At 64.9% G+C, this 24,232-nt stretch carries 17 protein-coding genes and 1 pseudogene; 11 read left to right on the top strand and 7 right to left on the bottom strand.

Annotated features, from left to right (window positions below):
* The first annotated feature begins 63 nt into the window (after positions 1–63).
* Entirely contained in the window at positions 64–2,454 is a 2,391-nt protein-coding gene (locus tag AB5I39_RS15190; protein ID WP_404374179.1) for a TonB-dependent receptor, read from the top strand.
* Here the strand turns inward: AB5I39_RS15190 and AB5I39_RS15185 are convergent.
* Both AB5I39_RS15185 and AB5I39_RS15180 read right to left on the bottom strand, forming a co-directional pair.
* A complete protein-coding gene (locus tag AB5I39_RS15185; protein ID WP_404368661.1) occupies positions 2,448–3,560 on the bottom strand; it encodes an S-(hydroxymethyl)glutathione dehydrogenase/class III alcohol dehydrogenase in 1,113 nt (370 codons plus the stop codon). The genes AB5I39_RS15190 and AB5I39_RS15185 overlap by 7 nt on opposite strands.
* A 112-nt stretch (positions 3,561–3,672) precedes the next feature.
* Positions 3,673–6,225, bottom strand: coding sequence for a TonB-dependent receptor (locus tag AB5I39_RS15180; protein WP_404368654.1), 2,553 nt, complete (start codon positions 6,223–6,225; stop codon positions 3,673–3,675).
* A gap of 101 nt (positions 6,226–6,326) precedes the next feature.
* Between AB5I39_RS15180 and AB5I39_RS15175 the strand changes: the two genes are divergently transcribed.
* The 8 genes and pseudogenes from AB5I39_RS15175 (at position 6,327) to AB5I39_RS15140 (ending at position 15,351) form a co-directional block, all read left to right on the top strand.
* Positions 6,327–6,509 carry a hypothetical protein gene (locus tag AB5I39_RS15175; protein WP_404368652.1) on the top strand — a complete coding sequence of 61 codons (183 nt, stop codon included), beginning with the start codon at positions 6,327–6,329 and terminating at the stop codon, positions 6,507–6,509.
* Positions 6,510–6,643: 134 nt separating this feature from the next.
* Positions 6,644–7,849, top strand: a complete 1,206-nt coding sequence (locus tag AB5I39_RS15170; RefSeq protein ID WP_404368649.1) for an efflux RND transporter periplasmic adaptor subunit — start codon at positions 6,644–6,646, stop codon at positions 7,847–7,849.
* Positions 7,850–7,856: 7 nt separating this feature from the next.
* A complete protein-coding gene (locus AB5I39_RS15165) occupies positions 7,857–11,030 on the top strand; it encodes an efflux RND transporter permease subunit (protein ID WP_404368647.1) in 3,174 nt (1,057 codons plus the stop codon).
* Positions 11,027–12,480: pseudogene (locus AB5I39_RS15160) on the top strand (efflux transporter outer membrane subunit). Before AB5I39_RS15165 ends, AB5I39_RS15160 begins: the two are co-directional and overlap by 4 nt.
* 76 nt (positions 12,481–12,556) lie before the next feature.
* Complete coding sequence (locus AB5I39_RS15155; protein WP_404368644.1) at positions 12,557–12,910, top strand: poly(R)-hydroxyalkanoic acid synthase subunit PhaE; 354 nt, start codon at positions 12,557–12,559, stop codon at positions 12,908–12,910.
* A complete protein-coding gene (locus AB5I39_RS15150; RefSeq protein WP_404368641.1) occupies positions 12,907–13,974 on the top strand; it encodes an alpha/beta fold hydrolase in 1,068 nt (355 codons plus the stop codon). Before AB5I39_RS15155 ends, AB5I39_RS15150 begins: the two co-directional genes overlap by 4 nt.
* Positions 13,971–14,507: a GNAT family N-acetyltransferase gene (locus AB5I39_RS15145; RefSeq protein ID WP_404368638.1), complete on the top strand. Its 537-nt coding sequence runs from the start codon at positions 13,971–13,973 to the stop codon at positions 14,505–14,507. The genes AB5I39_RS15150 and AB5I39_RS15145 overlap by 4 nt, the downstream gene beginning before the upstream one ends.
* A gap of 52 nt (positions 14,508–14,559) precedes the next feature.
* Positions 14,560–15,351, top strand: coding sequence for an esterase/lipase family protein (locus AB5I39_RS15140; protein ID WP_404368635.1), 792 nt, complete (start codon positions 14,560–14,562; stop codon positions 15,349–15,351).
* A 157-nt stretch (positions 15,352–15,508) separates the two neighbouring features.
* Here AB5I39_RS15140 and AB5I39_RS15135 read toward each other — a convergent pair whose 3' ends face one another.
* The 4 genes from AB5I39_RS15135 to AB5I39_RS15120 form a co-directional block, all read right to left on the bottom strand.
* On the bottom strand, positions 15,509–16,036 hold the full coding sequence (locus AB5I39_RS15135) for a hypothetical protein (RefSeq protein ID WP_404368633.1): 528 nt from the start codon (positions 16,034–16,036) through the stop codon (positions 15,509–15,511).
* A 94-nt stretch (positions 16,037–16,130) separates the two neighbouring features.
* Complete coding sequence (locus AB5I39_RS15130) at positions 16,131–16,580, bottom strand: phosphate-starvation-inducible protein PsiE (protein WP_404368630.1); 450 nt, start codon at positions 16,578–16,580, stop codon at positions 16,131–16,133.
* A 16-nt stretch (positions 16,581–16,596) separates the two neighbouring features.
* Positions 16,597–16,926, bottom strand: a complete 330-nt coding sequence (locus tag AB5I39_RS15125; protein WP_404368627.1) for a phasin family protein — start codon at positions 16,924–16,926, stop codon at positions 16,597–16,599.
* Complete coding sequence (locus AB5I39_RS15120; RefSeq protein WP_404368624.1) at positions 16,923–18,425, bottom strand: wax ester/triacylglycerol synthase family O-acyltransferase; 1,503 nt, start codon at positions 18,423–18,425, stop codon at positions 16,923–16,925. Before AB5I39_RS15120 ends, AB5I39_RS15125 begins: the two co-directional genes overlap by 4 nt.
* A gap of 196 nt (positions 18,426–18,621) precedes the next feature.
* Between AB5I39_RS15120 and AB5I39_RS15115 the strand changes: the two genes are divergently transcribed.
* On the top strand, positions 18,622–20,010 hold the full coding sequence (locus tag AB5I39_RS15115; protein WP_404368621.1) for a protoglobin domain-containing protein: 1,389 nt from the start codon (positions 18,622–18,624) through the stop codon (positions 20,008–20,010).
* 39 nt (positions 20,011–20,049) lie between these two features.
* On the opposite strand, the gene AB5I39_RS15110 is transcribed toward AB5I39_RS15115, so the two are convergent.
* Positions 20,050–23,256 (bottom strand): bifunctional cytochrome P450/NADPH--P450 reductase, encoded by a 3,207-nt coding sequence (locus AB5I39_RS15110; RefSeq protein WP_404368618.1) that lies wholly within the window; start codon positions 23,254–23,256, stop codon positions 20,050–20,052.
* Between the two features lie 120 nt (positions 23,257–23,376).
* On the opposite strand from AB5I39_RS15110, the gene AB5I39_RS15105 reads away from it, so the two are divergent.
* The gene (locus AB5I39_RS15105) at positions 23,377–24,159 is read left to right on the top strand and encodes a hypothetical protein (protein WP_404368615.1); all 783 of its coding nucleotides are present in this window, start codon (positions 23,377–23,379) and stop codon (positions 24,157–24,159) included.
* Positions 24,160–24,232 lie beyond the last annotated feature (73 nt).

Below are 24,232 nucleotides of genomic sequence, written 5' to 3'. Positions count from 1 at the left end.
TTATATTTCACCGTATATAGTGAGTCGTCGGCGCAGCGTCCGATCTGATGCACGGTGATGATGATGCGGTGGGCGCTGCTTGGTGGAACGGCGATCTGTACGATGCTCGCATGGGTGCCGCAAAGTGCGTGCGCGCGCGAAACACCTACGGCACCGGTCTCTGGCGACGCCGCAGTATCTGACATCGTCGTTACCGCGCGGCAGCGGGCCGAGGATGTCGAGACAGTGCCAATCGCCGTATCGGTCGTCGGCGACGAACTCCTGCGCCGTTCCTACACCGTCAATACGCAGCAATTAAGCGTGCTGGTGCCAGCGCTGAACTACAGCTCGGCCAACCCGCGCAACACCGCCTTCACGATCCGGGGTCTGGGCAGCAGCGTCGTCGCGGTGAGCCAGGCGAATGATGGGCTGGAACCCGGCGTCGGCTTCTATGTCGATCAAGTCTATCACGCCCGCCCCGCCACGGCGGCGTTCGATTTCACGGATATCGAACGGATCGAGGTGCTGCGTGGGCCGCAGGGCACGGTGTTTGGCAAGAACACGACCGCGGGCGCGATCAACATCGTCAGCAAGGCGCCGAGCTTCACGCCGGGAATGGATGCGGAGCTATCCGTCGGCAGCTACAATTTCGTCCAGGCACGCGCCTCGGCGACGGGAGCGCTGATCGGAGATACGGTCGCCTATCGCCTGTCCGGCCTCATCACGCGTCGCGACGGCCTGATCCATAACGTGCGAACCGGCGCAGACCAGAATAGCATCGGCAATCAGGCGGTGCGCGGGCAAGTGCTGTTCAGGCCGACCGCTGATTTTCAGCTTCGCCTGACGGCTGATTTCACCAATTTCCAAAGCGAATGCTGTACGCAGGTTTATTTGCGCGCCGCCGATGTCAGTCCGTTACGCTCGACCACGCGGCAATATGCCGGGCCGACCGGCCTTGCCGCGCAATTCGGCTATGCCCCGCCGAGCACCAATGCGTACGACCGGCTCACCGACATCGACGCCGCGCTCGGCGTCGATACGAACGAGGGCGGCGTCTCGGCGATCGCCGACTGGAAGCTCGGCGGCATCGGCACGCTCACCTCGGTCAGCGCGTGGCGCTTCTGGAATTGGGACGCCGCGAACGACCGCGACTATACCGGCATCCCGGTGCAGATCACCCAGCACATCCCCTCGCGCCAGGATCAGTTCAGCCAGGAGTTCCGCCTTGCCTCGAACGGCGACCAGCGTTTCGGGTATGTCGTCGGGCTTTACTATTTCGGGCAGACGATCACCGGGCGACCGATCAGCATCTACGGTCCGGCCGCCGCGCGCTACCTAATCGGCAGCACTACCGGCTCCGGCGCGGCGGCGGTCGCCGTCCCGACCGACCTGCTCGACGGCTATGGCACCGACGGGCGCACACGGTTGCGGCAAGACAGCTACGCCGCGTTCGGCGAGGCGACGTACCAGATCGTGCCAAGCGTCACGTTCAGCGGCGGGCTGCGCTACACTTATGAGACCAAGAGCGGCCATTACGACACCTTCACCTTCGGCGGGCCTGCCGTCACCAATCCGACGCTGATCAATGTTCGGCTTGGTGTGTTGCGCGGCCAGACCTACGCCGCGCGCAACCGCGAGAGCAACGTTTCGGGCCGCGCCAATCTCGCGTGGCAAGCGAGCGAGACGCTGCTCGTCTACGGCGGCTATGCGCGCGGCTTCAAATCGGGCGGGATAAACCTGTCGGGCCTGCCGCTCGACGCCAACAACCGGCCCGCGCTGGCGACGGCGGTGATCCGCCCGGAGCGAAACCAGACTTATGAAGGCGGCATCAAGGCGCGGCTGTTCGACCAACGGCTGACCCTGAATCTCGCCGGTTACTACACCGACGTTCGCGATTTTCAGGCGACGATCGTGGATTCGGCGCAGACCGTCGCGCTACGCGGCTATTTGTCGAACATCCCGCAAGTGACGGTGAAGGGGTTCGAGGCGGACGTCACGGCGCACGTCACGCCCACGCTACAACTGCGCGGGAGTGTCGCTTATGCGGATGGGAAATATGCGCGCTATCCGGCCGGCCCCTGCCCACTCGAAGCGCTGACCAGCGGGACGCAGGCGTGCGACCTGACGGGACGCGAGCTGGCAGGTCTGCCGAAATGGTCGACCACAATCGGCGTGGATTACGCTCTCCCGGTCCGCGCGGGCGCGATCGTGCTGCACAGCGACACGAATTTCCGCAGCAGCTACGCCGGAGAGCCGACGCTGTCGCGCTACACGCTGATCGACGGGTACAACCTCACCAACGCCAGCCTCGGCTATCGCGCGAAGAACGGGCTGGAGATCGGCGTCTTCGTGCGCAATCTGTTCGACGCGAACTATATCCAGAATCTCACGATTCAGGCGGGCAATTCCGGCCTCATCCTCGCCACGCCGAACGACCCACGGGTCATCGGCGTGACGCTCAGGATGCGTCAGTAAACGACGACGCTGCGAATGCTTTCGCCGGCGTGCATCAATTCGAACGCCTTGTTGATGTCTTCCAGGCCCATGACATGGGTGATCATCGGGTCGATCTCGATCTTGCCGGTCATGTACATGTCGACGATCTTGGGCACATCGGTGCGGCCCTTCGCCCCGCCGAACGCAGTGCCGCGCCAGTTGCGCCCGGTGACGAGCTGGAACGGGCGCGTCGCGATTTCCTTGCCCGCCTCGGCAACGCCGATGATGATCGACGTGCCCCATCCGCGGTGGCACGCCTCGAGCGCGGTGCGCATCACTTCGGTATTGCCGGTCGCATCGAAGGTGTAATCCGCGCCGCCATCGGTCAGCGCGACGACCGCGGCGACGACTTCCTCGCGGCTCATACCCTTGGAATTGAGGAAGTCGGTCATACCGAAGCGACGACCCCACTCCTCACGCGCCGGGTTGATGTCGACGCCGACGATCTTGTTGGCCCCGGCCAAGCGCGCGCCCTGGATCACGTTGAGGCCGATGCCGCCCAAGCCGAATACGACGACATTGTCGCCAACCTGGACCTTGGCGGTGTTGACCACAGCGCCCACGCCGGTGGTGACGCCGCAGCCGATGTAGCAGCTCGACTGGAACGGCGCGTCCTGGCGGATTTTCGCCACCGCAATTTCGGGCAGGACGGTGAAGTTCGAGAAGGTCGAGCAGCCCATGTAATGGAAGATCGTCTGCCCCTTGTACGAAAAGCGCGAGGTGCCGTCGGGCATCAGCCCCTTACCCTGCGTCGCGCGGATCGCGGTGCAGAGGTTGGTTTTGCCGCTGAGGCACGACTTACACTGGCGGCATTCGGGGGTGTACAGCGGGATGACGTGATCGCCGGGCTTCACGCTCGTCACGCCAGCGCCGACTTCGCGGACGATCCCGGCGCCCTCATGACCGAGCACCGAGGGGAAGATGCCTTCGCTGTCGAACCCGTCGAGCGTATAGGCGTCGGTGTGGCAGATCCCGGTCGCCATGATTTCGACCAGCACTTCGCCCGCCTTCGGCCCTTCCAGATCGAGTTCGACGATCTCGAGCGGCTTCTTGGCTTCGAATGCTACGGCGGCACGGGTCTTCATGGGAGGCTCCTCGACGGGGGTTGCATCCCACTTACGGGGCGCGCCGCGCCCGTCAACGCCCTTCCCGGTTGAGAGGTTATGCCGCCAGCGCATGATGCACCGGCGGCACCGATCAGAAGAACAGTTTGCGCACCGAAATCCGCACCGTCCGGCCAAGTGGATTGAGGTAATCGGGCTGATAGGCGACCGGCACGGTGCCGTTCGCATCGGTGACCTTCTGGCGCGCATCGAAGATATTGTCGACCGAGATGGCGATGCGCGTCCCCGTCAGCCACGGGTATTTCTTCAGCAGATCGAGCCGCTGCCCGAGGTCGGCGAACAACCGCAGATTGGCGGTGCCGAGATCCGAAAAGCGCAGCGTCTGCGGGTTCGCGGCGGTGCCGCCATTGACCCGCGTAGCGCTCTGCCAATTGGTCGACAGACGTACGCCGATGCCGTTGTTGCTATACCCCGCCTGACCTTCGAGCTCATGACGCGGCTGGCCCCCGCTGCCGCCGATCGCATCGCCGTTCAGCAGATCGAGCGCAGGGCCGCCCTGCTGCACCAGCACGCGATCGGTAAAGTGCCAGGTGTGATAGAGCGCGAATTGCAGGCGTCCGCCGCCCGCGCCGCCGCCACGACCGCCGCCGAAACCGCCAAAGCCGCCGAAGCCGCGGCCCCCGCCCGGACCACCGCCCGGCCCGCCGCCAGCACCGGGAGGGCCACCCGCACCGGGGGCGTCACCGGGTCCGCCCGCACCGGGGCCGCCCGCTCCACCACCGTTGCGCTGCCGCTCGGCGCGCGCCTGATCGATCTGCCGCTGTACGCCCGCCGGGATTTTCAGCCCCGCAAACGGGTTCGGCCCCTTGCCCGAGCGCCACGCCTCGATCTGCTTCTGCAGCTTCGATTTCAGCGCGGTCGAGAAATTGATGCCCCAGCGCAATTCCGACCGGCTAGTCTCGGCGAAGTTGATGGGGCGATTGTCGATACGCGTCAGCGCGCCGTTGACGCGGGTGAAACGCCCGGGGAACGCCGCCTCGATCGCGGCGGTCGGGCTCGGGAAGCTCGCGACCGGATTCTCCACGCGCGCATCGATATAATTGGCGGTGAGCGACAGCTCCTTGGTGCTCCACGGCTTCAGCGTGACTCCGAGCTTGCGGACATGGCTGCTGCTCGCGATCAGGCCGGGGTTGCCGCCGCTCACGGTGGTCACCAGCGCGTTCTGGCCCAGCACATAATCGAACACCGGGACAGCAGGCGTGACGATCTGCGGATCGCCGAGTTGCTGCGGGGTCGGCGCGACATCCTGATCGGTGACCGACCCTATGATGCGCAGCGGCACGATCGGCGACCAGTTGATCCCGTATCCGACCGTCTTGAGCGTGCCGAAATCGGAGAGCTGATCGAGCGCGAAATTGCCGTTGAGCGATAGCGACCCGATTGCCCCAAGCACATCCTTGGCGCGGCTGGTGATCGGCACGTCCACGTTGATCTGGCCGTTGCCGCTGTTGCGGGTGACGGATCCCGGCGTGAACACGCCGCCGCGATAGGATTTGCTCGAATAGCTGTTGAAATCACCGCCGACGCGCAGCGTGGTCGACACGTCACCGGCAGGCAGCTTGAACAGCGCACCGCTCACCAGCGCATCGATCTGCCCGGTGTTCGACACCGAGGAACCGCGGCTGGCGGGTAGGATGCCCGGCGGCGTGATGCTGGTGTCGAACCCAACATCGGTCAGCGTCTTCGATTCGGCATGATCGTAGCCGCCGGTCAGCGTCCATTGCCACTTGCCAATCGCGCCGTTGAACGCAGTCCCCAAATGCGTCGCGATCGTCGAATTACGCTGGTTGAGCGGCGACAGATCGCCCACGAGACCGTTGTTGGGCAATCCGCGGAGCGCATCGCTGCTCGTCGCCGACAGGGTGCCGTTCAAGGTGCCAGAAATCGTCCCGAAGGTGCGGGCGTAGCTGCTGTTGGCGTTGAAGGTTTCGGTCGAGGGCAGCAGCGTGCGGAACGGTCGTTGATCGACCGCGCCGGGCGTCGTGCTCGGCGCGATATTGCGCTCGTCTTCGGTCAGCGCCGTCGTCTTGGCATATTCGAGGTGGAGATTAACGCGGCCCTTATTGGCGATCTTGAGCAAGTCGAGCTCGGCCTGCGGCGCTTGGCGGCCACCGTCGGTCGGCACCCGGTCCGCAAGTTCCACCGTGGCCGCACGAAATCGCCGACGCAGCACGAAATTCACCACGCGCTGATCGGCGCGATAACCGTATTTCAGCGCGACCTCTTCGGGCAGAATGTCGACCCGCGCGATCGCCTCGGTCGGCAGATCGCGAATTTCGGCGAAACCGGAAATGCGCCGCCCGTCGAGCAGGACGACCGGCGCGCCACCGCTGCCACGATCGCTGCGCGTCTGCGGCGCGAGTTCGGCGAGCAGTTCGGATACCGAGCTGACGCCGTAGGAGCGGATGTCGGCGGGCGTGAGTTGCTGTTCGGGCGGAATGTCGCCGACGACCGAGCCCGGCAGCTTCGCCCCGCGCACGACGATGTCGGGCCCATCCTCACCTTCGTCGGACATGGCCGGCTGCTGTTGCTGCGCAGGCTTGGCGGGAGCTTTCTGCTGCTGTGCCAAGGCGAAGGTCGGCGTGGCGGCAAGTGCCAGGGTCAGCAGGGTCGAGATGCGTGTCATTCTGATTCCGTTTTCCGTGTCGGCAGCGCGGTACCCGCCACGTGTCGCAAGAGTGTGTCGGATCGCTGGCGCATCGAGACCGAGGCGCGTAGCGTATCGCGATGAGCGAAGATCAATTCGAACGCCACCGGCAGCCCTGGACCACCGATGAGATCCAGAAACTGCACACGCTTGCCAAAAAAGGCATGGCTCTCAAGGCGATCGCAAAGGCGCTGAAACGCAGCGAGGAATTGACCAAGGAACGCGCAAAAGCCGATTCGCTGACCATCGCCAAATTGCGGTGAGTTTTGCTGCACCGCAATAGGACCGAACCGGGACAGTTGATCCGGACCCGGAACAATCCCTAACAGGCGGCGTTGGGCGACGATTGCTCGGGGTATCGCCCCCTCGCATCCTGCCCCGGAGCGGTGGACACGGAATGACGGTTCGGATTTCTTATCTGCGGACGGCGGGTGCGCTCGCACTTGCGGCAACGGCACTGGCAGGGTGTGGCGCAGGATCAGGCGACAAGGCCAAGGGTGGACGCGGCGGCCCCAAGGGGCCGCCCGAGGTCGGCTTCGTCGAGGTTCAACCGACCAGCGTCCCGATCGTCACCGAACTCGCCGGGCGCACCGCCGCCTATCAGAGCTCCGAAGTGCGGCCGCAGGTGACCGGTCTGATCCGCCGCCGCTTCTTCACCGAAGGGTCGATGGTCCGCAAAGGCCAGCCGCTCTATCAGATCGACCCGAGCCTTTACCGCGCGTCCGCCAACCAAGCGCAGGCGAATTTGAGCAGCGCGGCCGCAAATGCCGAGGCAACGCGGATCAAGGCGGAGCGCTACAAGCCGCTTGCCGACATGCAGGCGGTCGCCAAACAGGATTATACCGACGCCGCCGCGCAGGCCCGCCAAGCCGCCGCCGCTGTCGCGCAAAGCAGGGCTGCGCTCGACACGGCGCAGATCAACCTGCGCTTCACAACCGTCCCCGCGCCGATCACCGGGCGGATCGGCCGATCGCTGTTCACCGAAGGCGCGCTGGTCACCGCGAGCCAGAGCGACCCGCTGACTACGATCCAGCGGCTCGATCCGATCTATGTCGATATCCAGCAGGCGAGCGCCGACCTGTTGCGCCTGCGCCGATCGCTGGCGACCCAGGGTGCCGCCGCCGCGAGCGGCGCGGACGTGCGCCTGAAGCTCGAAGACGGCAGCGATTATGGCCTGACGGGCCGCGTCGAATTTACCGAGGTGATGGTCGATGCCGCGACCGGCACGGTTACGCTGCGCGCGCGCTTTCCGAACCCGCAAGGGCTGTTGCTGCCGGGCATGTTCGTCCGCGCGAGCTTCGCGCAGTCGATCGACACCAACGCCTTCCTGATCCCGCAGCAGGCGGTGTCACGCGACCCGAAGGGCAATGCCACCGTCTTCGTCGTCGCGCCCGATGGCAAGGGCGGCAGTAAGGCCGTGCAGCGGCAGGTGACGACCGGGCGCACGATGGGCGCCAATTGGGTGGTCACCGATGGCCTGAAGGCTGGCGACAAGGTGATCGTGCAGGGCGTCGGCAAGGTGAAGGCCGATGCGACGGTCCGCCCGGTCGCAGCCAACACGCCGCAGCGGATCAAGACCGCCACCGACAAGCCGAAGAGCTGATCCGGCCGTGATCTCCCGTATCTTCATCGACCGGCCGATTTTCGCCTGGGTCATTTCGATCATCATTATGCTCGCCGGCATCGGCGCGATCTACACGCTGCCGGTCGAGCAATTTCCCGACATCGCGCCGCCCAACGTCAACATCCGTGCGACCTATCCGGGTGCGTCGGCCGAGACGCTAGAAAATTCCGTCGCGCAGGTGATCGAGCAGCAGCTGACCGGCATCGATGGTCTGCTCTATTTCAGCACCTCGTCGTCCTCGCGCGGGCAGGTGTCGATCTCCGCGACCTTCGCCAAGGGCACCGACCCCGACATCGCGCAAGTGCAGGTGCAGAACAAGGTGCAGCAGGCCTTGCCCCGCCTGCCGCAACAGGTTCAGCAACAGGGCCTGACCGTCACCAAATCGAACCCCGACTTCCTGCTGATCGCGGCGATCTACGACACCAGCGACCGCACGACCAACCAGGACGTGTCGGACTATCTGGTGTCGAACCTGCAGGACACGATCGGCCGCATCAAGGGCGTGGGCGACATCAACGTGTTCGGCGCGCAATATGCGATGCGCATCTGGCTCGATCCCAATAAGCTGGCGAGCTTCAGCCTGATCCCCGGCGACGTCGTCACCGCGATCACCGCGCAGAACACCGAAGTCGCGGCGGGCGAAATCGGCGGCACGCCTAACGCGCCCGAACAGGTGCTGAATGCGACCGTCACCGCGCAGGCGCGCCTTTCGACGCCGGAGCAATTCCGCAACATCGTGCTGAAGACGCAGCCAGATGGCTCTGCCGTGCGCCTGTCGGACGTGGCTCGGGTCGAACTCGGCGCGGAGAATTACGGGGTCACCAGCCGGGTCAACGGCCACCCCGGCGCCGGTATCGCGGTCAGCCTCGCGCCGGGCGCCGACGCGTTGGGCACCGCGGAACTGGTCAAGGCCGAAATCGAGCGCTCGTCCAAGAATTTCCCGCAGGGCTATGCCTACAGTTTCCCGCAGGACTCGACCGCGTTCATCAAACTGTCGGTCGAGGAAGTCGAAAAGACGCTGTTCGAGGCGATCGTCCTCGTCGTCATCGTCATGTTCGTCTTCCTGCAAAGCTGGCGCGCGACGCTGATCCCGACGATTGCCGTGCCGGTCGTGCTGCTCGGCACCTTCGGGATCTTCGCGCTGGCCGGTTTTACGATCAACACGCTGACGCTGTTCGGCCTCGTGCTCGCGATCGGCCTGCTCGTCGACGACGCGATCGTCGTCGTCGAGAATGTCGAGCGGTTGATGGAGGAAAATCCCGACATGTCGCCGCGCGAGGCGACGATCAAGTCGATGGACGAAATCACCGTCGCGCTGATCGCGATCGCGCTCGTGCTGTCGGCGGTGTTCCTGCCGATGGCCTTCTTTGGCGGATCGACCGGCGTGATCTACCGCCAGTTTTCGATCACGATCGTGTCGGCGATGGTCCTGTCGGTGGTGGTCGCGCTGATTTTGACGCCCGCGCTGACCGCCACCCTGCTGAAGCAGAAGGGCGAGGCCGAATTGGACAGCTGGATCGCACGCAAGACAAAGCCGTGGAAGGACCGCTTCAACCGCGGGTTCGAATCCATGACCAATCGCTACGTTGCGAGCGTGCAGCGCGTCGTCGATCGCAAATGGCTTTTCCTGGCGATCTACGCCGGGGTGGTCGCGATCCTCGCGATCCTGTTCGTGCGCCTGCCGACCGGGTTCCTGCCGACCGAGGATCAGGGCATCGCACAGATTCAATATAACCTCGCGCCGGGTTCGACGCTCAACCAAACGCGCCAGGCGCAGGTGCAGATCGAGAAATATTTCGCCGAGAATGAGGGCAAGAACGTCGCGGGCTATCTGACGGTCGCCGGGGCTGGCGGTGGTGGTGGCGGTGGTGGCCAGAACGCCGGTCGCGGCTTCATCGCGCTGAAGGACTGGGCCGATCGCAAAGGCGTGGAAAACGGTGCCGACGCGATCACACAGCGTGCAACCAAGGCGCTTGGTGGCCTGCGCGACGTGGAATTCTACGCGACCGTGCCCTCCGCCGTGCGCGGTCTCGGCCAATCGAACGGCTTCACGCTGGAGTTGCAGAACACCGGCGGCCTGAGCCGCGAACAGTTCAAGGCGGCCCGCGACGGACTGCTCGCGGCGGCACGTGCGGACTCGACGCTCGCCGCGGTGCGCCCGACCGATCTGGAGGACCAGCCGACGCTGCGGATCGACCTCGACCCGCAAAAGCTCAGCACGCTTGGCCTTACCCAGGCCGACGTCAACAGCACACTGTCGACCGCATGGGGTGGCCGCTACGTCAACGATTTCAACGATCGCGGCCGCGTGAAGCGCGTCTATGTCCAGGGCGATGCGCCTTACCGCGCCGCGCCGGAAGACTTGTCGAAATGGTTCGTACGCGGATCGAGCGGCGCGATGGCCCCCTTCTCCGCCTTCTCGACGATCGCGTGGAGCAAGACTCCGCCGACACTGGCGCGCTTCTCGGGCATTTCGTCTTATGAGATTTCGGGCCAGGCGGCGCCGGGCCAAAGCTCGGGCACGGCGATGGACAAGATGGCGGAACTGGCCGCGAAATACCCCGGCACCTCGGTCGCGTGGAGTGGCCTGTCCTATCAGGAACGGCTGTCGTCCGGTCAGGCACCGATCCTTTACGGCATCTCGCTGCTGGTCGTGTTCCTGTGCCTTGCTGCGCTGTATGAAAGCTGGACGATCCCGATCGCGGTGTTGATGATCATCCCGCTGGGGCTGGTCGGCGCGATCTTCGCGGTGACGCTGCGCGGGCTGCAGAACGACGTGTATCTGCAGATCGGGCTGCTCACCACCATGGGCCTTGCCGCGAAGAACGCGATCCTGATGATCGAATTTGCGGAACAAGCCGAAAAGGCAGGTAAGCGCGTGATCGATGCCGCGATCGAGGCGGCGCGGCTTCGTCTCCGTCCGATTCTGATGACCAGCCTGGCCTTCATCTTCGGCGTGCTGCCGCTCGCGATCTCGACCGGCGCGGGCGCGAACAGCCGTGTGGCGATCGGCACGGCGGTGATCGGCGGGATGCTCACTGCGACGATCCTGGCGGTATTCTACATCCCGCTGTTCTTCGTCCTGGTCCGTCGCGGCACGCGCGACGCGCTGAAGAAACTCCGGCACAAACCCACACCGGACGCGGAGGCATCGGCATGATCCGCAAGGCACTCACTCTGGCATCCGTGGCCGCCTTGTCGGCGTGCTCCTTCGCGCCAAAATATGTCCGGCCCGATCTGCCGGTCCCGCCAAGCTGGCCGGTCGGCGATTCCTATCTGCGACAGAGCGAAGCGGCACTGCCAAGCATCACCTATCGCGATATCTTCCGTGATCCCCGGTTACAGCAGATCGTCGAGCAGGCGCTGGTCAACAATCGCGACCTGCGCATTGCGGCCGGCAATATCGCCGTCGCGCGCGCGCAGTATCGCATTCAGCGCGCCGAACTGCTGCCCACTGTCGATGGGTCCGCCAGCTACACGCGCAGCGATGCCGGCACGGGCCGTGCGTTCAACGGCGGGGCCCCCGTCACCGGCGGGGTTCGCGAGAATTTCTCGGCAAGCCTTGGCATCACTGCGTTCGAGGTCGATCTTTTCGGGCGAGTCCGTTCGCTAACCACCGCCGCGCAGAACCGCTATTTCAGCACCGAGGCAGCGGCACGCGCGACGCGGCTGACGCTGGTCGGCGACATCGCGACCGCCTGGCTGACCTATGCCGCCGACCAAAGTCTGCTGCAGATTGCGCGCGACACGACGGCGAGCGCTGAGCGCAGCGTCGCGCTGACCAAGCTGCGGCTCGACGGTGGCATCGCGCCGCGCACCGATCTGGCGCAGGCGCAGATCGTGTTGCAGACCGCACAATCCGACCTCGCGACGCAGACGACGGCGGTGGCGCAGGACATCAATGCGCTGCAATTGTTGGTCGGGGCGCCGGTCGACCCTGCCTTGCTGCCGAAATCGATCGAGGAGGCCGCCCCTACCGTCGCAGCGCTGCCCGCGGGTCTGGACTCAGGCGTATTGCTGCGCCGCCCCGATGTGGTGCAGGCGGAGTACGAACTGCGCGCCGCCAATGCCGAAATCGGCGCGGCGCGCGCGGCGCTGTTCCCCGTATCTCTCTGACCGCGCTCGCGGGCCTGGCGAGCAATACGCTGGGCAGCCTGTTTACCGGCGGCGCGTTCAACTATTCGCTATCGCCCAGCGCCAATTATCCGATCTTCAGCGGCGGTGCGGCGCGCGCTGGCGTCGCACAATCTCGGGCGCAGCGTGACGTGGCGCTCGCGACTTATGAAAAAGCGATCCAGACGGCTTTCAGCGAAGTCGCAGATGCGCTGGCGCGGCGCGGCACGATAGGCAATCAACTGGCCGCGCAAACCGCGCTGACCGCTGCTGCAAGCGACAATTACCGCCTGTCCGACGCACGCTATCGCGGGGGGATCGACACCTTCCTGCAAAGCCTGGATGCGCAGCGCTCGCTTTATTCTGCGCGCCGTTCGCTGGTTACGACGCAGCTGACGGGCGCGACCAATCTCGTCACGCTATACCGGACGCTGGGCGGCGACTCTCTGCTCGACGTGACGCCGACTGGCCCGAAAGCTGTCACGCCAACCAAGTGATGCTGCGATCATGCTGCACTGCAAGGCGCAGCATCGGCGCTTGACGGCTTCGCCTGGGCGGTGAAGGATGCCGTCAATGGCAAACCCAACCGACCCCGGCGCCCTGTTCCGCGAGATGCTCGGCCAGTGGGAGCAGATGACCAACCAGTTCGGCGGTGAAGCGCTGAAGACCGGCGAGTTCGCCCGCGTCATGCAGGGCGCCAACGCCGCCGCGATGCAGGCCCAGGGTGCAGCACACCAAGTGATGGACCGCGCGCTCGCCGCCGCCAATATGCCAAGCCGCAGCGAAGTCGCCGATCTTTCCGCCCGCTTGGCGCGGATCGAGGACGCGGTTGCGCGGATCGAAGCAGTGGTAATGGCGCAAGCCGGGCTCGCGCCGCCGGAACGGCCCAAACCGAAACGCACGCGCAAGGCGCCGGTAAAGTCTTGAGCGACGCGCCCGACCTTCTGACGCAAGCGCGCACCGCCTTCGACCGGGCGTTACAGCGCAATATCAAGGGTCTCGGCTATTTCACCTCCTCTGCTCCCCAACTCGGGGCGTGCGCCAAGGATCTGCTGATTCAGCGCGGGACGATGAATCTCTACCATTACCGTCCGCTGGTGGACGACGTATTCCGCGTGCCCTTGCTGCTGGTGATGGCGACCACCAATCGCGGCTACATTTTCGATATGGTGCCTGGGCAGAGCTTGGTCGAATATTTGCTGAGGGCCGGGTTCGACGTCTTCATGCTCGACTGGACCCCGCCGCGCGCCGACGAGAAGGTGCTGGGGATCGAGGACTATGTTCTCGATTTCCTGCCGCAAGCGATCGCGCGGGTTCAGACGGAAACCGGCGAGCCGGATTTTACCGTCGTCGGCTATTGCTTCGGCGGCGTGCTATCGACGCTATGGGCCGGGCTGCACCCGGACGCGCCGATGAAGAACCTCGTCTGCTTCACCACTCCAGTCGATTTCTCGAAGATGGACATGTTTCAGGCCTGGGCGGACAAGCGCTTCTTCGATGTCGATCGGCTGGTCGACACGTTCGGCAATTGCCCGGGCGACTATCTCTACACCGCGTTCGATATGCTGCGGCCTGGCGGTCGGATCGCGGGGAATATCCGGCTCGCCGACAATCTGTGGAACGACGAATATGTCCGCTCCTTCCGTATGTTCGATCGCTGGACCAGCGACATTTTGCCTCTGCCGGGCGAATATTTCCGCCAGACGGTGAAGCAATTGCTGTGGGGCAACGAACTCCACGCGGGGACCATGCAGATCGGTGGGCGCGGCGTCGATCTGGGCGCGATCACCGCGCCGTTCCTCCACGTCACCGCCGAGCATGACCATATCGTGCCCGCCGCCGCCTCCGCGCCGCTGATCGAGCTGGTCGGCAGCGCGGACAAGGAACAGGTGACATTGAAGGGCGGGCATGTCAGCCTTGTCGCCGGCGGCAATGCGATCAAGCGTTTGTGGCCGAAATTGGTCGATTGGCTCGGGGAGCGTTCGGAATGAGCCATCATATACGGCGCTTCGAGGCGAAGGACGCAGACGCGATGCTGGCTTTTGCGGAAGCCCTGCCGGAGCATGATCTGCTGTTCCTCGGCCGCGACCTGAAGCACCCGCGCGTGATCGCCGCCTGGGTCGAGGCGATCGCCGAGGGCTGGATCGACAGCCTCATCGCCGAGGAGAATGGCACGTTTGTCGGCACCGCCGCGTTGGTACGGGATCCGCTGGGGTGGAGCGCACATGTGGGCGAAGTCCGGCTGCTCGTCTCGCCGTCCAAGCGCGGTGCGGGCCTCGGGCGCGATCTGCTTGAGGGCATCTATTCGATTGCGATGGAGCGAGGCCTTGCCAAGCTGACCGCACAAATGACGCCCGACCAGATCGGGTCTGTCATGCTGTTCGAAAGCCTCGGGTTCCGGGCCGAAGCGCTGCTGAAAGATCAGGTACGCGATCGCGCCGGGAACGCCTTCGATCTCGCTATATTAAGTCATGATGTCGCGCGCGTCGCGGCGCATCACCGTGCGTTCGGAGTGGAAGATTGAACCATATTGCAATGCAGCACGTTTAGACTGCCAGACCTGGAAGGAATGCCCGATGCCTACGCCACATGCGACCGACAAGGTCGCCCCGCCCTCCGCGCTGCTGGCGTTGACCGAACTGCCCCGTGCGCTGGCGGAATTTTCGAGCCTCGGCATGGCGGCCCCCTTCCTGGCAAGCGCTCCGCGCGGCGACGGTCATCCGGTGATGGTGCTGCCCGGCTTCGTAACCAGCGACATTTCGACCACCGTGCTGCGCCGTTATCTGACCCAGATCGGTTATGATGCACATGCCTGGGATTTGGGACGCAATCTCGGTCCGCGCGCGATCGGCGCGCAGGGCGAGAAACTCATCGCGCGGTTGCGGGAAATTCATGCCGCCACCGGGCAGAAAGTCAGCCTGATCGGCTGGAGCCTGGGCGGCGTGATGGCGCGCCAGCTCTCGCGCCGCGCGCCAGAAGCCGTGCGGCAGGTTATCTCGCTCGGATCGCCCTTCACCGGCACGCCTAAGGCGACCAACGTCTGGCGCGCGTACGAAATGCTGACCGGGCAGAAGATCGACGACGCCGATGTGACGGAGCAACTCCGGGAAAGCGCGAGCCCCCCGCCAGTCCCCTCGACCTCGATCTACACCCGCGAGGACGGCGTGGTCGCCTGGCAGAACTGCGTCGAGCCGCGCTCGGCCGAGACGGATAATATCGAAGTGCACGGCAGCCATTGCGGGCTTGGTGTCAACCCGGCGGTGCTTTACGCCGTCGCCGACCGATTGGCGCAGGCAGAGGGAGACTGGCATCCGTTCGAACGGACTGGGTTAAAGCGGCTCGTCTATCCGTTCGCCGGACACGCGTGAGGCGTCGTTAAGGTCGCACGAGGCACGATATCCAAGTGGTTTGCGCCGTCGGTCGCTGAGCGAAGCGATCGGCGGCGCGCTAGCCCTTGTGTTACAGAACAAAAAGAAGCGCCCGCGGATCGTTCCGCGGGCGTCTCCCATTCTGCGAGCGCCTCGATCAGATCGCGGGCGACATTCTCGCATTGGCCGAGCTATGGCCGCCATTGCGCCTGAGGATATCGCTCGCGCGATCCCCAGTGACGGTCGCATTGCTGGTATCGACCGACACGAACACGCCGCCCTGGTTGATTCGGCCCTCATGATAGGTCGAATCTTCGTGGCTGACGCCATGATCGGTCAGCAGACCGCTGAGCCCGCCCGCTGCTGCGCCGATCGCCGCGCCGGTCAGTGCTGCGCCCGGAACCGCCGCCGCCGCGATTGCTCCGGCCGCCACGAGCGGGCCGACGCCGGGAATGGCAAGCGCCGCGATGCCGAGCAGCGTGCCAGCGCCCGCACCGAGCGCGGTCTTTCCGACAACATCGGTCGCCGCTTCGGCACCGGCGCCATCGGTCTCGACATGATTACCGTCCTGCTGCGCGATGATCGAGATCGCCTGATCGTCAATTCCGGCCGATCGCAATTCGGAAACCGCGCGTTCCGCTTCGGCACGGCTGTCGAATACGGCGGATACAAGGTTGGAATGCATCGAGTCTCTCCAGTGGTTGGGATAAATTTCCCTTTCTCCACAACAGCTTGAGAGAGCGACCGTTCCTAAGGTACGCGCTGTCGGCGAAATAATGCTATGCTTGCCCCGCGCCTCCGGGCCGGATCCGGGTGATCACCACCGCCGCCACCGCGAGCAGCAGGATCGCGCTCGCTTCGAAGACGATATTCTCCGGCGCCATTTCCTTGCTCTGCAGGACGATCAGACGCGCAAGCGCCGTCATCGCGATGAAAATCGGGTAGATGAAGGTCGCGCCCTTGCCGGTGTAGAACACGCTGACCATGCCGATCACCTCGGTGTACAGAAACATCTGCAAGATGTCGGCGAGCGTGATCGAGCGGCTTTGGTAGATGGCCATGATCTCGGTCAGCGCGCCGCCGATCGTCATCAGCGCGACGAGGATCAGCAGGACGCGTTCTACCAGGTGAAAGCCCGCCGCCGCGACCGCATGTTCGGCACCGCCGACGGTCGGCTTGAACGAACTGTCGGCGATGATGTCGTTTTCGGGCGGCGGGGCGGCAGCCATTAGCAGACTCCTGTCGCTATTTTTCACCGCGCACGGTGCTCACCGCGTCGCGCCCGAATTGCAGGATCAGTTCGCCGATCTCGCGCGCCTGGCCCATGCTGCGCGTGCCTTGTTCGCGGATGAAATCGCCTTGGATCTTCATCACCTCGGAAAGATCCTTTGCGCTCGCCGCGGCGCGCATCGCCTGGAACGCTTCGCGCGTATTGGTCTCGGCCTGATCGAGCATTTTGAGCCCGACGGTCGAGCTGCTCTCGGCCATTTTGGAACCAGCATCGCGCAGCGCTTCGCCGGCTTTCTTCGCGGGTTCGGCGATCTTTTCGAAGGTGTCGCGGATCTTGTCGGTCATGCGGTCAGTTCCTTCTGCTTGGATGCCCGTACCTTTTTGGGCGCGGGCGTGGGGGATTGTGCGGGCACAGCGGCCGCCTGGGGAGCAGCGGCCGCAGCCTTCAGCGCCTCGAACGCGGATTTCAGCGCGGCGGCATAGAGTTCCGGATCGGGCATCATCTTGCGGTCGCTGGTAAAGCTAATCGCAATCGTGTCGGTGTAGGAATAGATCGTGTTGATCAGCCCCATCGCATCGAACACGGGGCCGGTGCCGTACATCGCGACCATCTTGGCACCCGCGAAATAGAGCGGGATGCGACTGCCCGGCACGTTGGTGACGACGCAATTGAACACTGGAGCGTGTGCATTCGCCGCCCCGACGCGCGTGTAGAGGCGCGCGGCGAGGCCCGCCAACCCTGACGGGATGAGCTGGCTGTAATCGGTCAAGGTACGCGCGCCGACCGCGCCGGTCATCGCCTTGCTATTGGCCGCCTCGGCGTGGACGAAGCGCAGCCGCTCGAACGGATCGGCGATGTGCGTGCCAAGCCCTACCACCATCGCCGAGACGAGGTTGCCCAGTGCGGCCTTCTCCCCCTCCCCGCGTACCGAGATCGGCGCCATCGCGGTCAGCGTGTCCTTGGGCAGTTCTCCTTTCGCTTCGAGATAGCCGCGCAAGCCGCCGCCGACGATCGCCAGGATGACGTCGTTCACGGTCGCGCCCGGCACGGCATCCTTGATCGCGCGGATGTCGGTGAGTTTGAACGCGGCGGCATCGAACACGCGGTGCGCCGAGACCTTGGCGTTGAAACGCGTCTTGGGCGCAAGCTTCGTGCCTGCGAGACTCACGTCGCCCTTGGTCACGCTGGCGGTCAGTTTCGCCATGCCGGGCAGCGAGCGGCCGATCGTCTCGACCACGCGCATCGGTTGCAGCAGCGAGTTGAAATAGCTGCGCGTCAGCAGATCGGCGACGTTCGGCATGTGCTCGGGCTTCCAATCGTCGGTCGCAGCGGGCGGCGTCATGTTCGCGTCGATATCGTGCAACGCGGCGGACATCTCGACCCCGGACATGCCGTCGATCGCGGCGTGATGCACCTTGGCGATCAGCGCGAAGCAGCCCGGTGGCAGGCCTTCGACATTGTCGAGCCCCTCCAGAATGGTGAACTCCCAGAGCGGCTTGCTGAGGTCCATCGGCCGCGCGTGGAGCCGCGCGACCTGAATGCAGAGCTGTCGCCAGTCGCCGGGCTTGGGCAGCGCAATGTGGCGGACGTGGAATTCTATGTCGAACTCCGGGTCCTCGATCCAATAGGGGTGGTCGAGATCGAACGGCACCCGCACCAGCCGCTGCCGGAAACTCCGCGCCCCGCCGAGGCGGCTTTGGATGAAGCTCAGAATGTCCTTGAAACGGACGAACCCGCCCGGCGCGGTGGAAGGGTCATAAATGCCCACCGACCCGATGTGCATCGGCGTATGCGGTGTTTCGAGATAGACGAACGACGCGTCCTGTCCGCTTAACTGCAGCATCGGTGGCTCTCCCGTTCGGACGCTTTTCTGCGCCTCTGGGGCGATGGTGGACCGTCGCGCGCGTCAGGGCAAGGGGGACGCGGTCGCTGCGGCAGCGAAACAAAATCTGCGCGCCGACCGCGTCACTCTCCCTGCCCGCCTATAACAAACCAAAGCGACTCCGCACGCTTGCCAATCCCAAACGCCTGGAGCCACGATGTCACACCCAGAACTGACCACGCGCCTCGACTTTATCGGCTATTCCGAGGACAAACGCGCGCATCTCGTTGACGCCCGCGACATGATCCTGGCCGCGATGCGCCCCGCGCTCGAACGGCTGTATCGCAAGATCGCCGAACATCCTGAAACCGCGAACATGTTTTCCGGCCCCGGGCACATCGAACAGGCCAAGAAACTTCAATCCGAACATTGGGGGCATCTCGCCGGTGCCGCCTTCGATGCCGATTATGTTGCCCGCGTGAAGCGGATCGGCGCGCGCCACGCCAAGATCGGCCTGACGCCGCAATGGTATATCGGCTCCTATGCGATCATTCTCAATTCTCTGGCGGAAACGATCGGTGCCGAGCAGGTGGGACCGCGCTTCCCCTTTCTGCCGAGCAAAGCCGATGCGCGCTTTGATCGCCTGCGCGCGATCATTGCGGCTGCGATGATCGATCTGGAAATGTCGGTGTCGATCTATTTCGAGCAGGAACAGGCCAGCCGCGCGGAGGCGATGGCGGCGCTGCAGGAACGCGAGGAAGCCCTGTCGAAACTCCTCGACGCCATCACCGTGACGGTCGATGCGATCAAGACCGGATCGCAGGAAATTGCCGCCGCCTCGACCGACCTTGCGCGCCGGACCGAAAGCAACGCCGCAAGCCTCGCTGAAACCGCTGCGTCGGTGCAGCAGATGGACGAGCGGCTGAAGGCGACAGCGGCGGCCGCACGCAGCACCGTCGAACGCGCAAACGGCGCCAGCGCAACGGTCGATACCGGACGATCGATCACCGAACAGGCGGTTGCGGCGATGGAACGCGTGTCGGAAAGCGCCAAGGGCATCGACAGCGTGATCGAGGGCCTCGACAAGATCGCCTTCCAGACGCGGGTTCTTGCGATGAACGCGGCGGTCGAGGCGGGCCGTGCGGGCGAAGCGGGGCGCGGCTTCGCGGTCGTCGCCGATCTCGTGTCGGCGCTTGCAATGCGCGCCGAGGAAGAAGCGGGGCGCGCGCGCGATCAGCTTACCGCGACGCAAGCCGACATCGTCACCGCAGTCGCGATGGTTGAAAAGGTCGATGGCGCCTTGCTGAACATTTCAGGCGACGTTTCGCAGGTGAATGATTTGCTTAGCGAAATGGCGCATGACAACCAGGTTCAGGCCAGCTCGATTTCCGAAGTTTCGCTAACCATCGGCGAAATGGACCGCGCGACGCAGCAGAATGCCGCGATGGTCGAGGAAACCTCCGCCGCAGCGCAGAACCTGTCGCGCGAAGTGGATCGACTTGCCCGCCAGGCCAGCAGCTTCCATGATACGGACAAGGGCAGCGCTGCCCACGAGGCGCCACGCGCGACGGCCAAGACCAGAGATAAGAGGTTGGTCGCGGCGTAAAGCGAGACCAAGCGGGCGGGAAGTAAGGGGGCGGCCCGCTTACTTCCCGAACCCGAACACATCTTGATGGAAACGCCCGTCCTCGATCATCGCGTTGAGCCAGTTGGAGCCTTGCGCGTGTTCATCCCCCACCTGCTGCATCTGGATGCGGATCAGGGTCTCGCGGACGGCAGGGGCCATGAACTTGCCGTCGCCGCACAGGAAGATGTGCGCGCCCGCCTGAATCGCCGCCCAGACGCGCTCCTGTTCGGCCCACAGCGCGTCCTGCACGAACTTCCACGGGTGGCTCGGCACGGCGGAGAAGGCGAGATACGGGTCGACGATCCCCGCTGCCTCCCAAGCCTCGACCTCTTCGCGACAGAACCAGTCGTGATCGGGGTGGCGGCAGCCGAAGAACAGCAAGCTCTTCGCGACCTCTTCCCCCGCCGTCGCTTGCGCCGCGCGTTCGGCGAGGAAGCCGCGCAGCGGCGCGAAGCCCGTGCCGGGGCCGATCAGGATCATCGGCACGCCCGGATCAGCGGGCGGCGCAAACGGCGGGTTGGGGCGGCGGATATAGCCGAACACCTGATCCCCCGGCTTGACGTCCTGCATATAACTGCTGGCGAAACCGCGATGCTCGCCCAGCCCCGACCAGGCGGGTGCGGCCATCGTCCCGACGATCAGATCGGCGACGTGCGGGTCATCGAGCGGACTCGACGCGATCGAATAGAAGCGCGGCGCGATCGCGGGCGAGAGTTCGACCAGACTGTCAAGCGACAGTTCGGCGGCGGGATAGTGGTCGAGCAGATCGAGCAGCGACAGCCGCTTGCCAGCGACGGCCGTATCGTAGTCGGCCTCAAGAGCCGCCAGCTTGCTCTTGGTGTCCGGGCAGCGCGTCTGCGCCGCCACCACCGAGAGCGCGCGTTTGGGCAGCGTATCGGCCAGTTCCACGAAGTCGGTGAGCAACTGCCGCACCGTCACCGTCGCGCCCAATGGCAGATGGTGGAAGCGCCCGCCCTGCCCGTCGATCCGCACTTGTGTCGCGCCCGCCACGCCCAGCCGTTCGATCGCGCGCGTCGCCAATTCGGGGCGGTTACGCGCATAGATCGCGATATGGTCGCCGGTGTGATAGCGCTGGCCCTCGGGCAAGCGGATGCGGATGAGACGGGTCGAGGGGCGCGGCGGCTCGATCGCGAAGTCCCAAAGGCCGTCGGCGGGCCGAACCATCTCGTCATTGGCGACGATTTCAAGTTGCTGGGCATGTTCGGGCAGCGCCTGGGCGCGGATCTCGGCGCTATCGACCACTTGCAACGACAGCGTCGATTTCGTGACGCTCGGCTCGGCAACGCTGCCCAGCGATTTCCACAGATCGCGCACGAACTGCGCCACCGCCCCGTCGAAATCGCCCAGGCCATCGGCCTCGGCGCGCGGGAGCAAGCGGAACGCCCCGGTCGCGCTCAGCGCCTCGTCGATCCGCTTGGGAAAATGCTGGTAATTCGGCCATTGCGAATTGCCGATGCCGAGCACCGCGAAGCGCGCCCCGCTCCAGTCAAAATCCTTGAACACATCCGCATCGAGCGCGCGCTCGACCGCCAGCGCGCTGTCCGGTGCGCGCCCGTTATAGGTGGCGGTGACGAATACCAGCACCTTGTCCTCGGGCATGTAACCGCCGGTCAGCGCCTCATCCATTGACCTGACCGCGGTTTCGAACCCGTCGAGATTGGCGCGTTCGGCGATTTCCTCCGCAATATCGCGCGCGGTGCCGAGGCTCGATCCGTACAGCACGGTGAAGCGCTGCCCGGTGCCGGACACCGTCGCCACCGGCGCCTCCTCAATCACCGGCGCGGCACTTTCGAAGCGCATCCGCTCATGCTCACCACGCAGCCGGATGCGCATCGTGAACTCGTCAGGCTTGATCGACAGCGTTTCCTTGATCCGCAGCCGGTAACCGTGCGGATCGCTTATCGCGAATTTCTGCAGGATCATCGCGAGTGCGAGCTTCGCCTCGACCGTGGCGAATTGCCGACCGATGCACGCGCGCATTCCGTTGCCGAACGGTTTGTAGGCGTGTGGGTGGCGCGCCGCCTCGGCATCGGGCAGCCAGCGGTCGATATCGAACTCCTCCGGATTGTCCCACACCTTCGGATTGCGATGAAGACCGGGCGAGAAGACGTTGATCGGACGGTCTTTTCGCATCATCCACGTTCCACCGGCGAGTGTATCCTCATACGGTGCGAGGCTGAACACCGGCGCAGTCGGCCACAGCCGCAGTGCCTCCTTCAGGATGCGCTCGATCACGTCGAGCTGCGCGACATCGGCATAATCGGGACGCTTGTTGCCGGGCAGGACGCGATCGACCTCGCCATACGCCTGCGCGAGGATGTGCGGATTCCGCAGCAAATAGTGCTGCGCAAAGGTCAGCAGGCCCGAAGTCGTCTCATGGCCGGCGATCAGGAAGGTCAGCACCTGATAGCGGATGTTGAGATCGTCGAGCCCATCCCCCGTCTCCGGATCGACCGCCGAGAGCATCAAGTTGAGCAGGTCCTTCCCGTCATTGGGGTTGGCGCGGCGTTCGGTGATGATGCCATCGACGAGAGCATTCATCTCGGCAATGTCGGCCTCGAACTGCTTGCCTGCTTTTTTGGCGAAGCGCTGCTGCAACGGCATCCGAGTGATCATGTTGAGCGATTCGCCGAGCGCCCGACCCAGCGCCTCCAGGAAACTATCTAGCTCCTCGCGTTCGAAGCTGGAGAAGCGATGGCCGAAGCCCGCGACCGCGATCGAATCGAGCGTAAAGCGCGTCATGTCGTCCGCGACATGCACGTCGGTGCCCGACAGCCGCGTCCATTTGGCGATGAGCTGGTCCGCCACTTCGAGCATCATCTCGAAATAGCCCTTCATCGCGCGCTGGCTGAACGCGGGGAGCAGGATGCGGTGCGCCTTGCCCCAATTGGGCTCCTCGCTGAACGCGGTGAACAGGCCGTCGCCCGCAAACTTGCGCACCACACGCAGGCCCGGCCCCGGCATCTTGCGGAAGCGCGTTTCGTCGCACAATTGCTCGACCAGATCGGGGTCGGTGACGAACAAGGCGACGCGGCTGCCGAATTTCAGCTTGAAGATGCCGTCCGGAAAATCGCGGCTGACATTGAGCAAATGCCCGACCAGCCCGCCGCGCGCGATCTGGTGGAGGTGGCCGACCACGGGCAGGCCCTTGGGCGCGGGAATCGTGCCGGGCATGGTCGGCTGATCCATCGCCGATGTCGCCATCCTCACCTCCTGTTTTTATCTTGGACAAGATTTGACCACAGCGGCGCGGCGCAAGCAACCTTAACGCGGCGGCAACCCGGCCAAGTGCAGGGTGGCGCGATGATCGCCCGCCAACCCCTGATGCGACCGCTGCGGCGCGATGCGCTGGCGCTGGCGCTGGTACCGCTCGGGTTGGTGCTCGGCGGGGCGCTGGCGTGGCCCTTGGCGGGCCTGGTCGCGCTGCGTAGCGGCGTGCGGGGCGAGTTGCGGTCGATGCTGCTGTGGTACGGCGTAGCGCTGGGGTTCGACCCGCAAGCGCTGCTGATCGGGCCGTTCATCGCCGCCCTTGCGATCCAGCGTCATGCTACACCTCTTTGGGTTGCGCTGGCCGGGCTCGCTGCCGCCGCGATCCTTCTCGCGCGTGGGTTTGTCGGCGATCTCTCGATGCCGCCCTTCCTGCTCGATCTGCCGCTGTCGGGTGGTGCGCCGAACCTGTGGGTGTTGCTGCAAGCGATGCCGGGGATGGGCGAAGTCCCGCTGATCGGCTTGGCATTGGTCGTAAGCGTGGGGGCCGCCGGGGCGTACACCGCCTGGTTCTCGGCGCGGCGGCTGTACCCGCACATGATGGCGGACGCGATCCTGCTGTGTGCGCTCGCCATGACGGCGGTGATGCCGGCGACCGATGCGACGGCGCTGATGATCGCGGATGTCATCGCGGTGACGTTGGCGCTGACAAATGGGGCCGACCCGGCGCGCTGGCGCATCGCTGGGCTTGTCCTGGGCGGCAGTGCGCTCGCCTTGCTTCCCCAACCCGGTGCTCCGCCGCTCGCCGCCATCGCGTTGCTGATCGCGACGCTGCTGCAGGCGCGGGCGGTGCTCAAACCCGCCGCCAACGATAATCCCCTGATGCCGCGCACGGCCTGACGAAACGCGCTGCTGCGCCTGCGCCCGATATGCTACCGATACGGCCGAATTGGGGATGCGGGGAGCTGTCGTA

This window comes from Sphingomonas sp. MMS24-J45, assembly GCF_044881195.1.
Lineage (GTDB): Bacteria > Pseudomonadota > Alphaproteobacteria > Sphingomonadales > Sphingomonadaceae > Sphingomonas.
Note: the sequence above shows the minus strand (reverse complement) of the source record. Positions and strands in the feature narration are given on the sequence as shown.